Below are 16,068 nucleotides of genomic sequence, written 5' to 3'. Positions count from 1 at the left end.
ACACGCTACCATAGTTATCTTCATCTTCGCATCAGAAACCCTTATCGCAACAAAAATAAAACCCAACCTTATCTTGTCGGCAGGTGGGTTTAGCAGAATGGTTCTATACTGTATCTGTAGCGTTATTATCACGAAAACTGATACACGATCGGTATCAGACGGTATAATTGAGCTTATCTTTTCCGGTCAGTGATGACGTGGTTTTAGTGGTACTCATTCCGTACCATAAAGATAAATCAAGGACGATTGGGGGTATCAATGTTTTATTTTATACCCACGTTTTTACTTATTTCAGGAGTAATAAAGAAATGGGTCTGTTAGATAAATTAGGCGGTCTGCTCGGTGGTAGCGGCGGCAATCAAGGTTCCATCGATTATTCGGCCATTCTGCAATGGATTGAGCAACAGGGTGGTATTTCTAGTCTGCTGGATAAATTCCGTCAGGGGGGACTGACAGAAGTCGTTCAATCTTGGATCGGCACCGGAGCCAATCTACCTATTTCTGGACAACAAGTGCAAGACATTCTCAGCGGCTCTGCTCTACAGCAGTTGTCTGAAAAGTTGGGTGTGGGCAGTCAGGAAACGTCAGGACTTATTGCGCAATACTTACCGGATTTAGTGGATAAACTCTCACCAAAAGGTGAAATGCCAGAGAGTCCAGACTTAATGTCTATCGGTATGTCGCTGTTAAAAAATAAATTTTTTAGTTAACGACAATTATGCCCCGTTTAACAACGGGGCATATTCATCACATCACATTGCAGATTTAAAGATAGCAACGATTTCTTCGTGAGTTGCCTGAATCGGATTCGTCAGACCACACGCATCTTTCAGCGCATTGGTTGCCAGCACTGGCAAATCTTCTTCTTTCACGTTCAGTTCCACCAGACCTGATGGGATACCAACGGTTTTCGACAGCTTACGGATCTCAGCGATACAAGCTGCTGCGCCCTGCTCATCGTTCATTCCCTTGGTGTCAACGCCCATAGCAACGGCGATATCTTTCAAGCGAGGGGCACAGGCTTTAGCATTGAATGATTCAACGTGAGGCAGTAATACCGCATTACACACACCGTGAGGTAAGTCGTAGAAACCACCCAACTGGTGAGCCATAGCATGAACATAGCCCAATGAAGCGTTGTTAAACGCCATGCCAGCAAGAAACTGAGCATAGGCCATCATTTCACGCGCTTCCATATCATCACCCTGCGCAACGGCACGAGCCAGATATTGGCTAATCATCGTCACGGCTTTCAGCGCACAAGCATCGGTAATCGGGTTAGCAGCAATAGAAACATAGGCTTCGATCGCGTGCGTTAATGCGTCCATACCGGTAGCCGCGGTCAGCCCTTTAGGCATACCGGCCATCAGACCAGAATCATTAACCGACAGAATTGGGGTAACGTGTTTATCCACGATCGCCATTTTAATATGACGATCAACATCAGTAATAATACAGAAGCGTGTCATTTCTGATGCAGTACCGGCAGTGGTATTAATCGCGATTAACGGTAATTGAGGCTTCGCAGAGCGATCTACGCCTTCATAATCACGAATATCTCCGCCATTAGATGCCACTAATGCAATACCTTTAGCGCAGTCATGAGGTGAACCGCCGCCCAGTGAAATCACGCAGTCACATTGATGCTCTTGTAATATTGCTAAGCCTTCAGACACGTTAACGGTGGTTGGATTTGGATGAGTCCCATCATAGATTCGACTGCGAATACCTGCTTCCCGCAGTAAATTCTGGACTTCACCTACCACACCGATCTGATTCAACACACTGTCAGTGACGATTAATGCATTGTGATAGCCATAGTCTTTCATGCTTTTTATCGCATCAGCCAGACAACCTGTACCAATCATGTTAACCGGTGGAATAAAGAAGGTGGAAATCGACATGAATAACTCCTTGATGTGTAATTTTAATAATTTGAACTGGTTACTCTCCCAGACAATTACTTAACTATATTCTCCAGACAAAGTAATCCAAAATGGGTAAAGAAAGAAACAAAACATTTTTTATAATCTAGTTAAATTTGTAGGGATATTTGATTAATTAACTGATATGGAATGATTTTTTATACAGCAAATCATACAGGAAAGCAAAAGAGGTTTAAGGCAGAAAAAAGAAAAGGGCAAATAACTTTGCCCTTTTTGACGTTAATCTAATAAAGAGTTTTTACTCTTTTGGACCACGGTTAGCACGCTTACGGTCATTCTCAGTCAGGTGACGCTTACGGATACGTATCGACACCGGCGTAACTTCGACCAGTTCATCATCATCGATAAACTCCAGCGCTTGTTCCAGAGACATTTTGATAGCAGGAACCAGTGTGGTTGCTTCATCAGTACCAGACGCACGCATGTTGGTCAGTTTCTTACCGGTTAAGCAGTTCACTGTCAGGTCGTTAGAACGTGAGTGAATACCGATAATTTGGCCTTCATACACTTCAGCACCGTGACCTAAGAACAACTTACCGCGGTCTTGCAGGCTGAACAATGCGAACGCAACAGCTTTACCTTGACCGTTAGAGATCAATACGCCGTTTTGACGCTGACCAATTTCACCCGGACGCACATCGTCATAATGGCTGAAGGTTGAGTACAGTAAACCTGTACCTGAAGTCATGGTCATGAACTCAGTACGGAAACCGATCAGGCCGCGAGCAGGAATAAGGTAATCCAAACGGATACGGCCTTTACCGTCCGGGATCATGTCCTTCACATCACCTTTACGCTCACCCATGGCTTGCATGATTGAACCCTGATGCTGTTCTTCGATATCCAGCGTCACGTTTTCGAATGGCTCTTGTTTACGGCCATCAATCATCTTGTTGATAACTTTTGGACGGGAAACGGCGATTTCGAAACCTTCACGACGCATGTTTTCAATCAGAACTGACAGGTGAAGCTCACCACGACCTGATACGCGGAACGCATCAGCATCGTCAGTTTCTTCAACGCGCAATGCAACGTTGTGTACCAGCTCTTTGTTCAGGCGGTCGAGGATTTGACGTGAAGTCACGTATTTACCTTCTTTACCACAGAACGGAGAGGTGTTTACACAGAAGTACATGGTAACGGTTGGTTCATCAACGGATAATGCAGGCAGCGCTTCAACGCTTTGTACATCACACACGGTATCGGAGATATTCAGTTCGCCCAGACCGGTAATCGCAATGATGTCGCCAGCTTCGGCCACTTGCGATTCGATACGCTCCAGCGCCATATGGCTCAATACTTTACCAATTTTACCGTTGCGAGTTTTACCTTCGCTATCGATCACGGTAACTTGCTGGTTAGGCTTAACTTTACCGCGCTTGATACGGCCAACACCAATAACGCCAACGTAGTTGTTGTAGTCTAATTGGGAGATTTGCATCTGGAACGGACCGTCACTGTCGACGTCCGGTGGAGAAACGTGCTTAACGATAGCTTCAAACAGGGGATCCATGTTATCCGTCATTTCGTTATGGTCGTTACCCGCAATACCCATTAATGCCGAAGCATAAATAATTGGGAAATCCAGCTGTTCGTCAGTCGCTTCAAGATTAACAAACAGATCAAATACTTGATCAACAACCCAGTCAGGGCGTGCGCCAGGACGGTCAACTTTGTTAATAACAACAATAGGTTTCAGACCGTTAGCAAACGCTTTTTTGGTCACGAAGCGGGTTTGCGGCATCGGGCCGTCCATTGCATCAACAACCAGCAACACCGAGTCAACCATTGACATTACGCGCTCTACTTCACCACCGAAGTCGGCGTGTCCTGGGGTGTCAACGATGTTAATACGGTAGTTATTCCAGGTAATGGCCGTATTTTTAGCCAGAATGGTGATCCCACGTTCTTTCTCGAGATCGCCGGAGTCCATAACGCGCTCAGTGGCTTCGTTACGTTGGTCTCCTAAAGTTCCGGACATTTGTAGTAGCTTATCAACCAGGGTAGTTTTCCCATGGTCTACGTGCGCGATAATAGCAATGTTACGTAGATTCTCAATCACAGATTTGCCTCAGGCATTAGAAATAGCGCGTTATTGTACACACTTTAGACGAATTACTAAACAAGATCACAAAGAACTATTAAAAACAACCGTCGCTTAGACGGATTGTGATCCTTTTCACGGTATAAAACGTTTAGAAAAAATACAAATTGCACCAAAAAACGTCACGCACCACTCGATATGCACTTTATTGGTGCAATAAATGATGCAAAAAATTGGTTTTCGTTCATACTCAGATGTCATAGCCGCTATCGGCTGCTATTTTAGGGACCGGAATAAAAACTGGCACGATTATAGCATAACTTTAGCTTATGGCACCGATGCCAAACTATGACACGATTATACCAGCTACCGGGAGAACACCAAATGTCTACAGAACATGTTTTGACAATGCTTAATGAGCACGAAGTAAAATTCGTCGATTTGCGTTTTACCGATACGAAAGGTAAAGAGCAACACATTACTATCCCTGCTCATCAAGTTGATGCTGACTTTTTTGAAGACGGTAAAATGTTCGATGGCTCTTCCATTGGTGGCTGGAAAGGTATCAATGAGTCTGACATGGTGTTAATGCCGGACCCAAGCACCGCATTAATTGACCCATTCTTTGAAGATACTACGCTGATCATCCGCTGTGATATTTTAGAGCCGGGCACCATGCAAGGCTATGAGCGCGACCCGCGTTCTATCTCTAAGCGTGCTGAAGATTTCCTGCGCTCTTCCGGTATTGCTGATACCGTACTGTTCGGGCCAGAGCCAGAATTTTTCCTGTTTGACGATATTCGTTTCGGCAACTCTATTGCTGGCGCTTACTATCACATCGATGATATTGAAGCGGCCTGGAACACCGGTACCCAGTATGAAGGCGGCAATAAAGGCCATCGTCCTGGCGTCAAAGGCGGTTATTTCCCGGTTCCTCCGGTTGATTCATCACAAGACCTGCGTTCAGCCATGTGTTTAACCATGGAAGAAATGGGATTAGTGGTTGAAGCTCACCACCACGAAGTGGCAACTGCCGGTCAGAACGAAGTGGCCACTCGCTTCAATACCATGACTAAAAAAGCCGACGAAACCCAGATTTATAAATATGTGGTGCACAACGTTGCCCATGCTTTCGGCAAAACTGCAACCTTTATGCCTAAGCCTTTAGTCGGCGATAACGGTTCAGGTATGCACTGCCATATGTCACTGTCGAAAAACGGCACTAACCTGTTTGCCGGTGACAAATACGGCGGCCTGTCTGAAATGGCACTGTACTACATTGGCGGTGTGATTAAGCACGCTAAAGCGATTAACGCGCTGGCTAACCCAACCACCAACTCTTATAAGCGTCTGGTTCCTGGGTTTGAAGCACCGGTTATGCTGGCCTATTCTGCCCGTAACCGCTCAGCGTCTATCCGCATTCCAGTGGTTGCTAACCCGAAAGCTCGCCGTATTGAAGTGCGCTTCCCGGATCCAGCAGCCAACCCGTATTTGGCCTTCGCCGCGCTGTTAATGGCCGGTCTTGACGGTATCATCAATAAAATCCATCCGGGCGAAGCCATGGATAAAAACCTGTATGACTTACCGGCAGAAGAAGCGAAAAACATCCCTACCGTTGCTGGTTCTCTGGAAGAAGCGTTGGCATGTCTGGATGCAGACCGTGAGTTCTTAACCCGTGGTGGTGTATTCACTAACGATGCCATTGATGCTTACATTGAGCTGAAGCAGGACGAGATGAACCGCGTACGTATGGCTCCGCACCCATTAGAGTTCGAACTGTACTACAGCGTGTAATACCAACGGGTATATAGCCAAGATTAATCACCCCGTTGTTGCAGTACACATAAGGGTTTAAGCCCATCATATGATGGGCTTTTTTCTCTCTTTGCTTAACGGTGTTGCGAAGGGCGTTATTTAGTCTGGTCAGTCGATGCCCCAATTTGGTGCAAAGGAGTCATAAATGGAAACCCCTACGCTACCGGATACGGAGCAAATTCTTAACTCACAGATTACCTGCGTGTTAATTCTGGATTTTTCATTAGCCATCCAATACGCCAATCCTGCTGCCCAGCAACTTCTGGTGCAAAGTTCCCGTAAACTTTTTGGTACCCCCCTGCCTGATTTAGTTGATTATTTGTCGCTGGATGTCGGACTGATGTGGTCGAGCCTGCGCGAAGGTCAGGGTTTTACCGATAATGAAGTTGTTATGGTGGTTGATAGCCACCTGCATGTGTTAACGCTCAGCGCCCAACTGCTGGCCGAACATCATATTCTGATGGAACTGTCAGCCTTGGATAACCATCGACGCCTGAGTCAGGAACAGCTTCAGCATTCACAACAAACCGCCGCCAGAGAGTTGGTACGCGGTCTGGCTCATGAAATCAAAAATCCGCTGGGTGGTTTACGCGGTGCGGCCCAATTATTGGCTAAAGCGTTACCCGACCCGGCACTGGCGGAATACACGCAAGTGATTATTGAACAGGCCGACAGACTGCGTAATCTGGTTGATCGCCTGCTTGGCCCCCAGCACTTAGGCCAGCAAGTAGAGCAGAATATTCATCAGGTTGCCGAGCGTGTTTATCAGCTATTAATGCTGGAAAAACCGGACAACATCAGCATTATCCGGGATTATGACCCAAGCATGCCGGAACTGGTTCACGATCCGGAACAGATCGAACAGGTGCTGTTAAATATTGCCAGAAACGCCATGCAGTCGCTGGATAAACAGGGCGGCAACATAACGTTAAGAACCCGCACTTCATCGCAAATGACATTACACGGCATTCGCTATCGCCTGTGTGCCCGAATTGATATTGAAGATAACGGCCCGGGGATCCCGACTCAGTTGCAAGACACCATTTTTTACCCCATGGTCAGTGGCCGTGCAGGGGGTACCGGTTTAGGTTTATCCATTGCCCGCAGCCTGATCGATCAACATCGGGGCAAAATTGAATTTAACAGTTGGCCAGGCCACACCGAATTTTCGGTCTACCTGCCCATTCGTCAGTGAGGATTGCTATGAATCATGGAACTGCCTGGATCGTTGATGATGACAGTGCTATTCGCTGGGTTTTGGAGCGGGCATTGACCGGTGCGAATATCCAGTGCACCAGTTTTGATTCAGCTGACAATGTATTAACCGCCCTGGAAAAAAGCGCCCCCGACGTACTGATTTCCGATATCCGCATGCCCGGCATCGATGGCTTAACCCTGTTGCAAAAAATTAAGCAACATCATCCTTTATTGCCGGTCATCATTATTACCGCTCATTCCGATCTAGACGCTGCCGTTAGCGCTTATCAATTTGGCGCTTTTGACTATCTGCCAAAACCTTTCGATATTGATGAAGCCGTTGCCCTGACCGAGCGCGCCATTAGCCACTCTCAGGAAATCCACCAGCCGGAACAAAATAATCAGCTTGCAGGGCCTACCACCGATATTATTGGCGAAGCACCGGCCATGCAGGACGTCTATCGGATCATTGGCCGTTTATCCCTGTCGTCCATTAGCGTATTAATTAATGGTGAATCCGGTACGGGTAAAGAGCTGGTTGCCCATGCCCTACACCGCCATAGCCCACGCGCTGGCGGTAAATTTATCGCGCTGAATATGGCCGCCATTCCTAAAGACTTAATTGAATCTGAACTATTCGGCCATGAAAAAGGGGCCTTTACCGGCGCAGGTCAAATACGGCAAGGGCGCTTTGAACAGGCCGATGGCGGTACGCTATTTCTGGATGAAATCGGGGATATGCCGCTGGAAGTGCAAACTCGCCTGCTGCGCGTATTAGCCGATGGTCAGTTTTACCGCGTTGGTGGTTATGATCCGATTAAAGTCGATGTACGGATTATCGCAGCCACTCACCAAAATCTTGAGCTCTTGGTTAAAGAGCATAAGTTTCGTGAAGACCTATTTCACCGGCTTAACGTTATCCGCATTCATCTGCCACCGCTGCGAGAGCGCCGAGAAGATATCCCACGTTTGGCTCGCCACTTCCTATCGCTCACAGCACAAGAATTGGGCGTCGAAGCCAAAGTACTGCACCCGGATACGGAAAAAGCACTAGGCCAAATGACCTGGTCGGGTAACGTTCGCCAACTGGAAAACACCTGCCGCTGGCTAACGGTTATGGCCGCAGGCAAAGAAGTTTTGCCGCAAGATTTACCTGAAGAACTGTTTATCTATGACGATGAAGCACCCGCCCATCCGAATACGCCATCATTTGATGGCCACTGGACAACCCCACTGGAGAAATGGGCAGAACAGGCATTAACCTCTGGCAAAGCGAACCTGCTTTCAGAGGCGCTGCCCGATTTGGAACGGGTTCTGCTGACTGTCGCACTACGCCATAGCCACGGACATAAGCAGGAGGCTGCACAGTTGCTTGGCTGGGGTCGCAATACTTTGACTCGTAAGCTAAAAGAGTTGGGAATAGAGTAATTCTCGCTGTCGGCATGGACGCCGGACAAAACAGGTTATTTTTTACAACTTACACCACATTTTTCCAGCCAGATTCTGCTATTCTAGCCCCTTACTCAAAAAATAACTCGTTATGAGGCAAGGTTATGCTGGAAAATTTAACCTCTCTTTTAAATTTCAGCGTCGATGTCGGCGCTATGACAGGGCAGTCACCGCAGACCGCGTTCGCCGCTATTTTATGTGTGATTATGTTTGTTTTGTTTTCCTGAAATTTTGTTCTTTAATTGGTGTGCGGTTGCTTATTGGAAGATAGAAATCAGCAGCAGTATCTATTTCGGGCGCTAAAACCAAATGGCGGTAAAATAACCGCCATTTATCGCCTATACCCTAGATCACGCGCGAGAACTGCTGTCTACGCGCCTGCTGCCGTAAATATACATCAAAACACATACAAATATTACGGATCAGTAAACGGCCTTTGCCGGTCACATCAACCCCTTGGTCATCGACCGTGACCAAACCATCTTTTGCCAATGGAGCCAACAATTTTAAATCTTCGGCAAAATACTCGGCAAATTTAATGCCGTATGCCTGCTCAATCGGTGCGTAGTCCAAATGGAAATTACAGATCAGGGTTTTGATCACATCACGGCGAATGCAATCATCCTCGGTCATTGCCAGACCTTTCCACAGACCGTTGCCCTTCTCATCCACGCTAGCGTAGTAGGCTTTTAAATCTTTCTGGTTTTGGGCGTAGGTATCGCCAATCATACTAATGGAGGACACCCCCATTCCTAACAGGTCACTATCACCATGAGTGGTATAGCCCTGGAAGTTACGATGCAAATGGCCTTCACGCTGGGCAATCGCCAGTTCATCATCCGGACGAGCAAAGTGATCCATACCAATAAATTGATAGCCGTCTTTGGTTAACGAGCCTATCGTTTCCTGCAGAATATCCAGCTTTTCATTCGCAGACGGCAGGTCATGATCTTTAATTTTAATCTGAGCGGCAAAACGGCTTGGTAAGTGAGCATAGTTAAATACGCTCAAACGATCCGGACTCAGTTCGGCAACTTTCTGCAAAGTAAACGCAAAGCTTTCCGCAGTCTGCTTCGGCAAACCATAAATCAAATCGATATTGGTTGAACGGAAACCCAGCTCTTTAGCGCGTTTAATCAGGGCAAAAATAAACTCTTCGTCCTGCTCGCGGTTAACCAGCTTCTGAACTTCTTTATTAAAGTCCTGAACCCCCATGCTCATGCGATTAAAGCCTTCAGCACTTAAATGGTCCAGAATATCCAGCTCAATTTCCCGCGGATCGATTTCAATAGAGACTTCCGCATCCGGTAAGAAATTAAAATATTGACGCAGTATGCCGTTCAGACGCGTGATCTGTTGCTTATTCAGGTAGGTTGGCGTACCGCCACCCCAGTGCATCTGGGAAACCTGACGATTGGCAAATAACGGAGCCCGATTACGAATCTCCTGTTCCAATACATCAAGATATTGCTCTACCTTATGTCCTTGTCGAGTGACAATTTTATTACAACCGCAGAAATAACAAAGCTTATGGCAGAAGGGGATATGAATATATAAGGAAAGTGGACGAGACGGATATCGGGCTACCGCAGCCAGAAAATCACTTTCGCCATATTGCTCGCTGAATTCAAGAGCCGTAGGGTAAGAAGTATACCTTGGTCCGGAATAGTTATATTTCTGAATAAGGGCCAGATCCCAGTCAATCAACTGCGTAGACATTTGCTCACTCCGTCTTGTTTCTTGCTCTCCCCGGCCGTTTATTATTACTTTTTATGGTGCGGTGCATCGTACTACGGGGGACTCTGGCTGAACGCCAACGTTGTTTCAGGCGATCCAGCCATAATAGTTTACCTAATAACCAAACCAGATAACATGCCAGTATCACACCTACTAACAGGAATATCCACTGCATGGATTAGATGCTCACTCTTTAGAACTGTTTCTTTTAAGTAATTTTACAATATCTTCTTTTTCTTCTTGCTCTTCATCAGCAGCATCATCGTCTTCATCTTCGCCTAAATCAATACCCAGTTTGACCATCAGTGCATCAATGCGATCGAGGGTACTATCGACGTAATCCTGCTCTTGCTCTGACAGATTTTTTCCTTCGTCAATGGCATCCAGCAGTTGATTCAAACGCTCGTCATTTTCTAACAAATCTAATTCTTGCTGTGCAGAAAGTTTTGGCTTTTTAGGCGCTTTTGGTTTTGCTACCGTCGGTTTATTTCCCTCAGCGATTAAAGGAACCGGCTTTTTACTACCAATACGCGGATCTTTTTGAACTGAAGAACCTTGATTATTTTTGGCAGAATTCGATTCAACATTAGTACGAGCACCGGCAACGTTGCCGCGACGTTTTTTTGCACGCTTGCGCTCTTTTGCTTCTGCATCAATCTCTTCGCGACTTTTACGCTTGGTTTTAGCGGTATTTTGGGGCTGCTTCATTGCGGGATTCTCTAAAATGGAGATATTAGGCCGGAATCTAACAGAAACAAAGAAAAAAGGCGACAGTGTTATCTGTCGCCTTAATTTTGAACCATAAAGGAATATAAATTCCTAATCTCATCCGTGTGAACAATCAACGTCCCGGTCTATCCTTTTGTTATATACCCAGTCCCTGGCAACTATCCGTTTATCTCATCCTCGAGAATAATTAGTCATCCTTGGCGCTTTCCCTAGCTGGTGTTCCTCCTGAACTACGCTCCGCGTATCCTTAACATCCTTATTCGTGTTACTATCCTGTATCACGTCGCCCAAATCCATTGGGCCCTTCCTTGCTACTCTATAAACATCATCCTGATGTTTCCCTGAGAGATATTCACATCCTGTGAATTTCCATCTGTTCCGCATCTCCTTGCTTGGTGTGTACTTTACCCTGTTGAATCACTCAAACAAGTAACCTACTGGTATAAATACTAGGTAATTTTCGTCCTACAAAATAACCAATTGATAATAAACGATTAAATTTATACGACCAATAAAAAAAGACGATATATCCCTACACATTAATGGCAGATGTCTCACACGCATTGATTGGCATAAACTGATTTATCGACTAGTGAACACGAAAAACAACAATAAACTCGCCCTTTCGAATGGCAAGGCAGTATAATTGCCAGCCAAATGACTATTCGTGGAGACGAACGTTTTGACCCAGAAAAATTTTAACTATCACAAGACGCATTTCGTCACCAGTGCACCAGATATTACTCATCTACCCGCAGATATTGGTATCGAAATTGCCTTTGCCGGGCGTTCTAACGCGGGTAAATCCAGTGCCTTAAACACCCTAACCAACCAAAAGAGTCTGGCTCGTACCAGTAAAACCCCTGGTCGCACCCAACTAATTAATCTGTTTCGGGTTGAAGAACACCTTCATTTAGTCGACTTGCCTGGCTATGGCTACGCTGAAGTACCGGAAGAGATGAAGCGCAAATGGCAGCGTGCATTAGGTGAATACCTGCAAAAGCGCGATTGCCTGCGAGGACTGATCGTGTTGATGGATATCCGTCATCCACTAAAAGATCTGGATCAACAAATGGTTCAATGGGCCGTTGACGTTAACTTGCCGGTACTTATTTTACTGACCAAAGCCGATAAGTTGGCTTCCGGCGCACGTAAAGCTCAGTTAAATATGGTGCGTGAAGCGATTTTACCTTTTCAGGGTGATATTCAAGTTGAAGCCTTCTCTTCACTAAAAAAATTAGGCGTTGATAAGCTGCGCATCAAACTGGATGAATGGTTTAACTTACCGTTTGATACGGATAGTGAAATGAGTGACCAGCCAGAAGAGTAAAGTGACTACCGTTATCTGAAGATCTTCAGATAAAAAAACGCCCCGTTCAAACGAACGGGGCGGCTAATATAAAGCCAATCCTATTACAGGGTTGAAAAATAGAACATCTTACCTCTGTACCCTACGCCGCTAACTTTACTTCATTTACCTAAAGCGTTAAAGCGTTTTTGTAATAAAATTACAAAAAAACCAGTCATATATTGCGACAGCCCTCACACAAATCAGCTTTTTATGTAGTTTTTTTACATAAAATAAATCGGTTCAGCTAAAGAATTAACGGTATATTATTAATTATTAAAGAATAGTTTTAATCATACAAATTTCACATTGCATAACTTAGTGCTAACCAATTAAGGTCAATCAGGGAAATTGAGGGAACTATTTTTTGATGATTAATCACTCTGGCGCAAGTCGAATACCAAATGTGGATCAGTGAGTTAAAACCAAAATCCCGGTTTTCACCGGGATTTCGAGATTAAACAGAATGAATAAAAATTATAACGGTCGTTAAATCAGTGGGCTTCATCCCAATTCATCCCGGTACCCACATCAACCTTCAGTGGAACCGATAAACTCACGCACTGCTCCATCAGTTGACGAATAGACTCACCTGATTTCTCCAGTATCGACTGATGAACTTCAAATACCAATTCATCATGTACCTGCATAATCATCTTAATCAGCGGTTGCTCCTGCTGTTCAAGCCAGCCGTTCACTGCAATCATCGCCGTTTTAATAATATCGGCGGCGGTACCCTGCATTGGTGCATTGATGGCCGCACGCTCAGCGGCTTTGCGACGCATACCGTTGCTGGATTTAATATCCGGTAAATACAAGCGACGTCCGAATAGCGTTTCAACATAGCCCTGCTCAGCAGCCTGTACGCGAGTACGCTCCATATAATCCAGCACCCCAGGATAACGCTCAAAATAGAGATCCATATAGCGCTGAGCCTCGCCCCGTGGAATACCCAGCTGACGTGCTAAACCAAATGCGCTCATGCCGTAGATTAGACCAAAGTTAATCGCTTTGGCGCTGCGGCGCTGCTCGCCGGTAACCTGATCCAGAGCAATACCGAAAACCTCTGCGGCGGTAGCCCGGTGGATATCTTTACCCTGTGCAAATGCATCCAGTAAGCCTTTATCGCCGGATAAATCGGCCATGATTCTTAATTCAATCTGCGAATAGTCTGCCGCCAGAATGCAAGAGCCTTCCGGCGCAATAAACGCCTGACGAATACGACGCCCTTCGTCATTGCGTACTGGAATATTTTGTAGGTTAGGATCGCTGGAGGATAAACGTCCGGTGGCAGTCACTGCCTGATGATAGGAAGTATGTACTCGACCAGACACCGCATTGACCATTAAAGGCAGCTTATCGGTATAGGTTGATTTCAACTTGGCCAGCCCACGATGCTCCAAAATAACTTTCGGTAGCGGATAATCCAGCGCCAATTCAGCCAACACCTCTTCATTGGTAGAAGGGGCACCTCCCGGGGTTTTCTTCAGCACCGGCAGCTTTTGCTTTTCGTAAAAAATAGTTTGCAACTGCTTGGTAGAAGAGAGATTGAACGGCTCTCCGGCGATCTCATGGGCCTGTACTTCCAGCTCCTGTAGCCGTTTCGCCAGCTCTTCCGAGTGCTGATTTAAAATCTGACTGTCAATTAATACGCCGGTACGCTCTATTTTTGACAAAATCGGTACCAGCGGCATTTCAATGGTCTGGAAAACCTTTTTCAATCCGTCATGCTGTTCCAATTGAGGCCACATCGCCTGATGCAACTGTAACGTCACATCGGCATCTTCTGCCGCATAAGGCCCGGCTTCTTCAATGGAAAGCTGGTTAAAGGTTAACTGTTTTTTCCCTTTACCCGCCAACTCCTCAAAACTGATAGTTTTATGATTCAGATAGCGATTAGCCAAACTATCCATATCGTGGCGTCCGGCTACGCTGTCTAATACATAGGATTCCAGCATGGTATCAAAGACAATACCGCGCAAACTGATGTCGTATCGCGCCAGCATACTTTGATCGAATTTTAAATTCTGGCCAATTTTCAGTAACGCCGGGTTTTCCAATAGCGGCTTCAGGCCGTTCAGTACTTCCTCACAGCTTAACTGTTCTGGTGCGCCAATATAGTCATGACCAAAGGGTACATAGGCAGCCTTACCCGCTTCAATCGCAAAGGAGACACCAACCAGATTAGAGCTCATATAGTCGAGACCATCGGTTTCCGTATCAAAAGCAAATAGCTCCGCTTTCTCCAACAGCTTTAACCAGCGATCAAAATCCGCCCTTTCCAGAACCACTTCATAGCCTTCCTGTGAAAGCGTGGCAGTGGCTTCTGCCGTTGAAGCAGCGGCCTGATAAGCAACCGGAGCGGGCTTACTCGATGTTGTTCCTTTGGCAGCATTGGTCAGCGTACCGGTGTTTTCCAATTCAGCTAACCAGCGTTTAAACTCGTAACGCGCAAACATTTCTTTTAGGACATCAACGTCTGGCTCACGCAAAACCAGCTCATTTACCTTAATATCTAATTCAACGTCGGTCTTAATGGTAGCCAGTTGATAAGAAAGATAGGCCGCTTCTTTATGTTGTTCCAGCTTAGGCGCCAGCGTCTTGGAGCCACGGAAACTCAACGAGGCAATTTTATCCAACTGGCTATACATTGCATCAAGGCCACCTAAGCCCTGCAACAATGCTTGGGCGGTCTTCTCACCCACGCCGGGAACGCCAGGAATATTATCCGAAGCGTCTCCCATCAATGCCAGAAAATCGATAATCAGCTCTGGCGGCACGCCATATTTCTCACACACCTCTTCAGGCCCGAGAATAGTGTTATTCATGGTATTAATCAGCGTAACCAACGGCGTCACCAGTTGAGCCATATCTTTATCGCCGGTACTGATTAATACATCCCGCCCTTTCGCAGCCGCTTCTTTAGCTAATGTCCCGATAACATCATCGGCCTCTACGCCAGGGACAACCAATAACGGGATCCCCATCGCCTCAACCATTTTATGTAACGGCTCAATTTGCGCGCGTAAATCGTCCGGCATTGGCGGTCGGTGAGATTTATACTCAGCAAACAGCTCATCGCGGAAAGTTTTTCCCTTGGCATCGAATACCACCACGATATGGCTAGGCTGGCATTGCGAAATCAGACTACGTAGCATGTTCAATACGCCATACATTGCCCCGGTAGGGCAGCCCTCACTATTGGTTAGTGGAGGAAATGCATGAAACGCCCGATAAAGATAGGAAGAGCCGTCAACGAGTACTAATGGGTTTTCTGCGATTTTAGCCATAAAATGATTCTTGCTGTTTGTTCCGTGAATAATGTTAAGCATGCCATACCCGAAGCCAAGAGACGAACAGGTTATTAAACTTTAGTGATATTGGCAGATAAAAAAGACCACAATTTTTATATGAGAATCTGTGGGTAACTCTGTTAATAAAATTCAGTTAATGTTATACAACAATAATATACCCGCACTAAAAACAAAATAAATATTAATAAATCAAAGAGATATATATAAAATATTTTATTATAAGCCGCTATGCACACGATCTTTATCTGTGGATATTGATTTATTAGTGATTAATATATGTCAAAACAGGCATCTGACTTTCTTGAAAAAGAATCCAATAGTTTTAGAAAGAAAAGGAATATAAAAGGGTTACTCTAATACTAAAGCATAGTATCAATATATTACGTCATGGAAATTTATATCAATAATAGTTAATCCTGAACGTTATATTAATCAACCTATCGTCGGTAGTTAACAAGTTCATGGCTCATGCCTCTCATTCTTTCATGA

At 45.6% G+C, this 16,068-nt stretch carries 11 protein-coding genes; 6 read left to right on the top strand and 5 right to left on the bottom strand.

Translation table 11 applies throughout. The features are described from left to right. The first annotated feature begins 308 nt into the window (after positions 1 to 308). A complete protein-coding gene (locus EL341_RS00270; RefSeq protein ID WP_047779524.1) occupies positions 309 to 710 on the top strand; it encodes a YidB family protein in 402 nt (133 codons plus the stop codon). 42 nt (positions 711 to 752) lie between these two features. Here the strand turns inward: EL341_RS00270 and yiaY are convergent, their stop codons facing one another. Together yiaY and typA are read right to left on the bottom strand one after the other, a co-directional pair. Next, entirely contained in the window at positions 753 to 1,904 is a 1,152-nt protein-coding gene (gene yiaY, locus EL341_RS00265) for an L-threonine dehydrogenase (RefSeq protein WP_047779523.1), read from the bottom strand. A 280-nt stretch (positions 1,905 to 2,184) separates the two neighbouring features. Further along, positions 2,185 to 4,008 (bottom strand): ribosome-dependent GTPase TypA, encoded by a 1,824-nt coding sequence (gene typA / locus EL341_RS00260; RefSeq protein WP_047779522.1) that lies wholly within the window; start codon positions 4,006 to 4,008, stop codon positions 2,185 to 2,187. 366 nt (positions 4,009 to 4,374) lie between these two features. Here typA and glnA point away from each other — a divergent pair, with 366 nt between their 5' ends. The 4 genes from glnA (at position 4,375) to EL341_RS17740 (ending at position 8,678) form a co-directional block, all read left to right on the top strand. Next, positions 4,375 to 5,784: a glutamate--ammonia ligase gene (gene glnA, locus EL341_RS00255; protein ID WP_074824736.1), complete on the top strand. Its 1,410-nt coding sequence runs from the start codon at positions 4,375 to 4,377 to the stop codon at positions 5,782 to 5,784. 166 nt (positions 5,785 to 5,950) lie between these two features. Further along, on the top strand, positions 5,951 to 7,000 hold the full coding sequence (gene glnL, locus EL341_RS00250; protein WP_114986010.1) for a nitrogen regulation protein NR(II): 1,050 nt from the start codon (positions 5,951 to 5,953) through the stop codon (positions 6,998 to 7,000). An 8-nt stretch (positions 7,001 to 7,008) separates the two neighbouring features. Beyond that, the gene (gene glnG / locus EL341_RS00245; protein ID WP_047779519.1) at positions 7,009 to 8,430 is read left to right on the top strand and encodes a nitrogen regulation protein NR(I); all 1,422 of its coding nucleotides are present in this window, start codon (positions 7,009 to 7,011) and stop codon (positions 8,428 to 8,430) included. A gap of 125 nt (positions 8,431 to 8,555) precedes the next feature. Beyond that, positions 8,556 to 8,678 carry a YshB family small membrane protein gene (locus tag EL341_RS17740; RefSeq protein WP_136655910.1) on the top strand — a complete coding sequence of 41 codons (123 nt, stop codon included), beginning with the start codon at positions 8,556 to 8,558 and terminating at the stop codon, positions 8,676 to 8,678. 118 nt (positions 8,679 to 8,796) lie between these two features. On the opposite strand, the gene hemN is transcribed toward EL341_RS17740, so the two are convergent. Both hemN and yihI read right to left on the bottom strand, forming a co-directional pair. Then, entirely contained in the window at positions 8,797 to 10,170 is a 1,374-nt protein-coding gene (gene hemN / locus EL341_RS00240) for an oxygen-independent coproporphyrinogen III oxidase (protein ID WP_126466728.1), read from the bottom strand. Positions 10,171 to 10,374: 204 nt separating this feature from the next. Beyond that, positions 10,375 to 10,896, bottom strand: a complete 522-nt coding sequence (gene yihI, locus EL341_RS00235) for a Der GTPase-activating protein YihI (protein WP_047779517.1) — start codon at positions 10,894 to 10,896, stop codon at positions 10,375 to 10,377. Positions 10,897 to 11,599: 703 nt separating this feature from the next. On the opposite strand from yihI, the gene yihA reads away from it, so the two are divergent. Further along, on the top strand, positions 11,600 to 12,247 hold the full coding sequence (yihA, locus tag EL341_RS00230; protein ID WP_074824750.1) for a ribosome biogenesis GTP-binding protein YihA/YsxC: 648 nt from the start codon (positions 11,600 to 11,602) through the stop codon (positions 12,245 to 12,247). A gap of 512 nt (positions 12,248 to 12,759) precedes the next feature. On the opposite strand, the gene polA is transcribed toward yihA, so the two are convergent. Further along, positions 12,760 to 15,555 (bottom strand): DNA polymerase I, encoded by a 2,796-nt coding sequence (polA, locus tag EL341_RS00225; RefSeq protein ID WP_074824754.1) that lies wholly within the window; start codon positions 15,553 to 15,555, stop codon positions 12,760 to 12,762. Between the last annotated feature and the right edge of the window lie 513 nt (positions 15,556 to 16,068).

It is taken from the genome of Pragia fontium, from assembly GCF_900638655.1.
GTDB lineage: Bacteria > Pseudomonadota > Gammaproteobacteria > Enterobacterales > Enterobacteriaceae > Pragia > Pragia fontium.
This window is presented reverse-complemented; position numbering and strand designations above follow the sequence as displayed.

What these genes read in the sequence shown, in the direction of transcription:
- EL341_RS00270 (WP_047779524.1), top strand. Translation starts at nt 309, where the DNA reads ATGGGTCTGTTAGATAAATTAGGCGGTCTGCTCGGTGGTAGCGGCGGC.
- yiaY (WP_047779523.1), bottom strand. Translation starts at nt 1,904, where the DNA reads ATGTCGATTTCCACCTTCTTTATTCCACCGGTTAACATGATTGGTACA.
- glnA (WP_074824736.1), top strand. Translation starts at nt 4,375, where the DNA reads ATGTCTACAGAACATGTTTTGACAATGCTTAATGAGCACGAAGTAAAA.
- glnL (WP_114986010.1), top strand. Translation starts at nt 5,951, where the DNA reads ATGGAAACCCCTACGCTACCGGATACGGAGCAAATTCTTAACTCACAG.
- glnG (WP_047779519.1), top strand. Translation starts at nt 7,009, where the DNA reads ATGAATCATGGAACTGCCTGGATCGTTGATGATGACAGTGCTATTCGC.
- EL341_RS17740 (WP_136655910.1), top strand. Translation starts at nt 8,556, where the DNA reads ATGCTGGAAAATTTAACCTCTCTTTTAAATTTCAGCGTCGATGTCGGC.
- hemN (WP_126466728.1), bottom strand. Translation starts at nt 10,170, where the DNA reads ATGTCTACGCAGTTGATTGACTGGGATCTGGCCCTTATTCAGAAATAT.
- yihI (WP_047779517.1), bottom strand. Translation starts at nt 10,896, where the DNA reads ATGAAGCAGCCCCAAAATACCGCTAAAACCAAGCGTAAAAGTCGCGAA.
- polA (WP_074824754.1), bottom strand. Translation starts at nt 15,555, where the DNA reads ATGGCTAAAATCGCAGAAAACCCATTAGTACTCGTTGACGGCTCTTCC.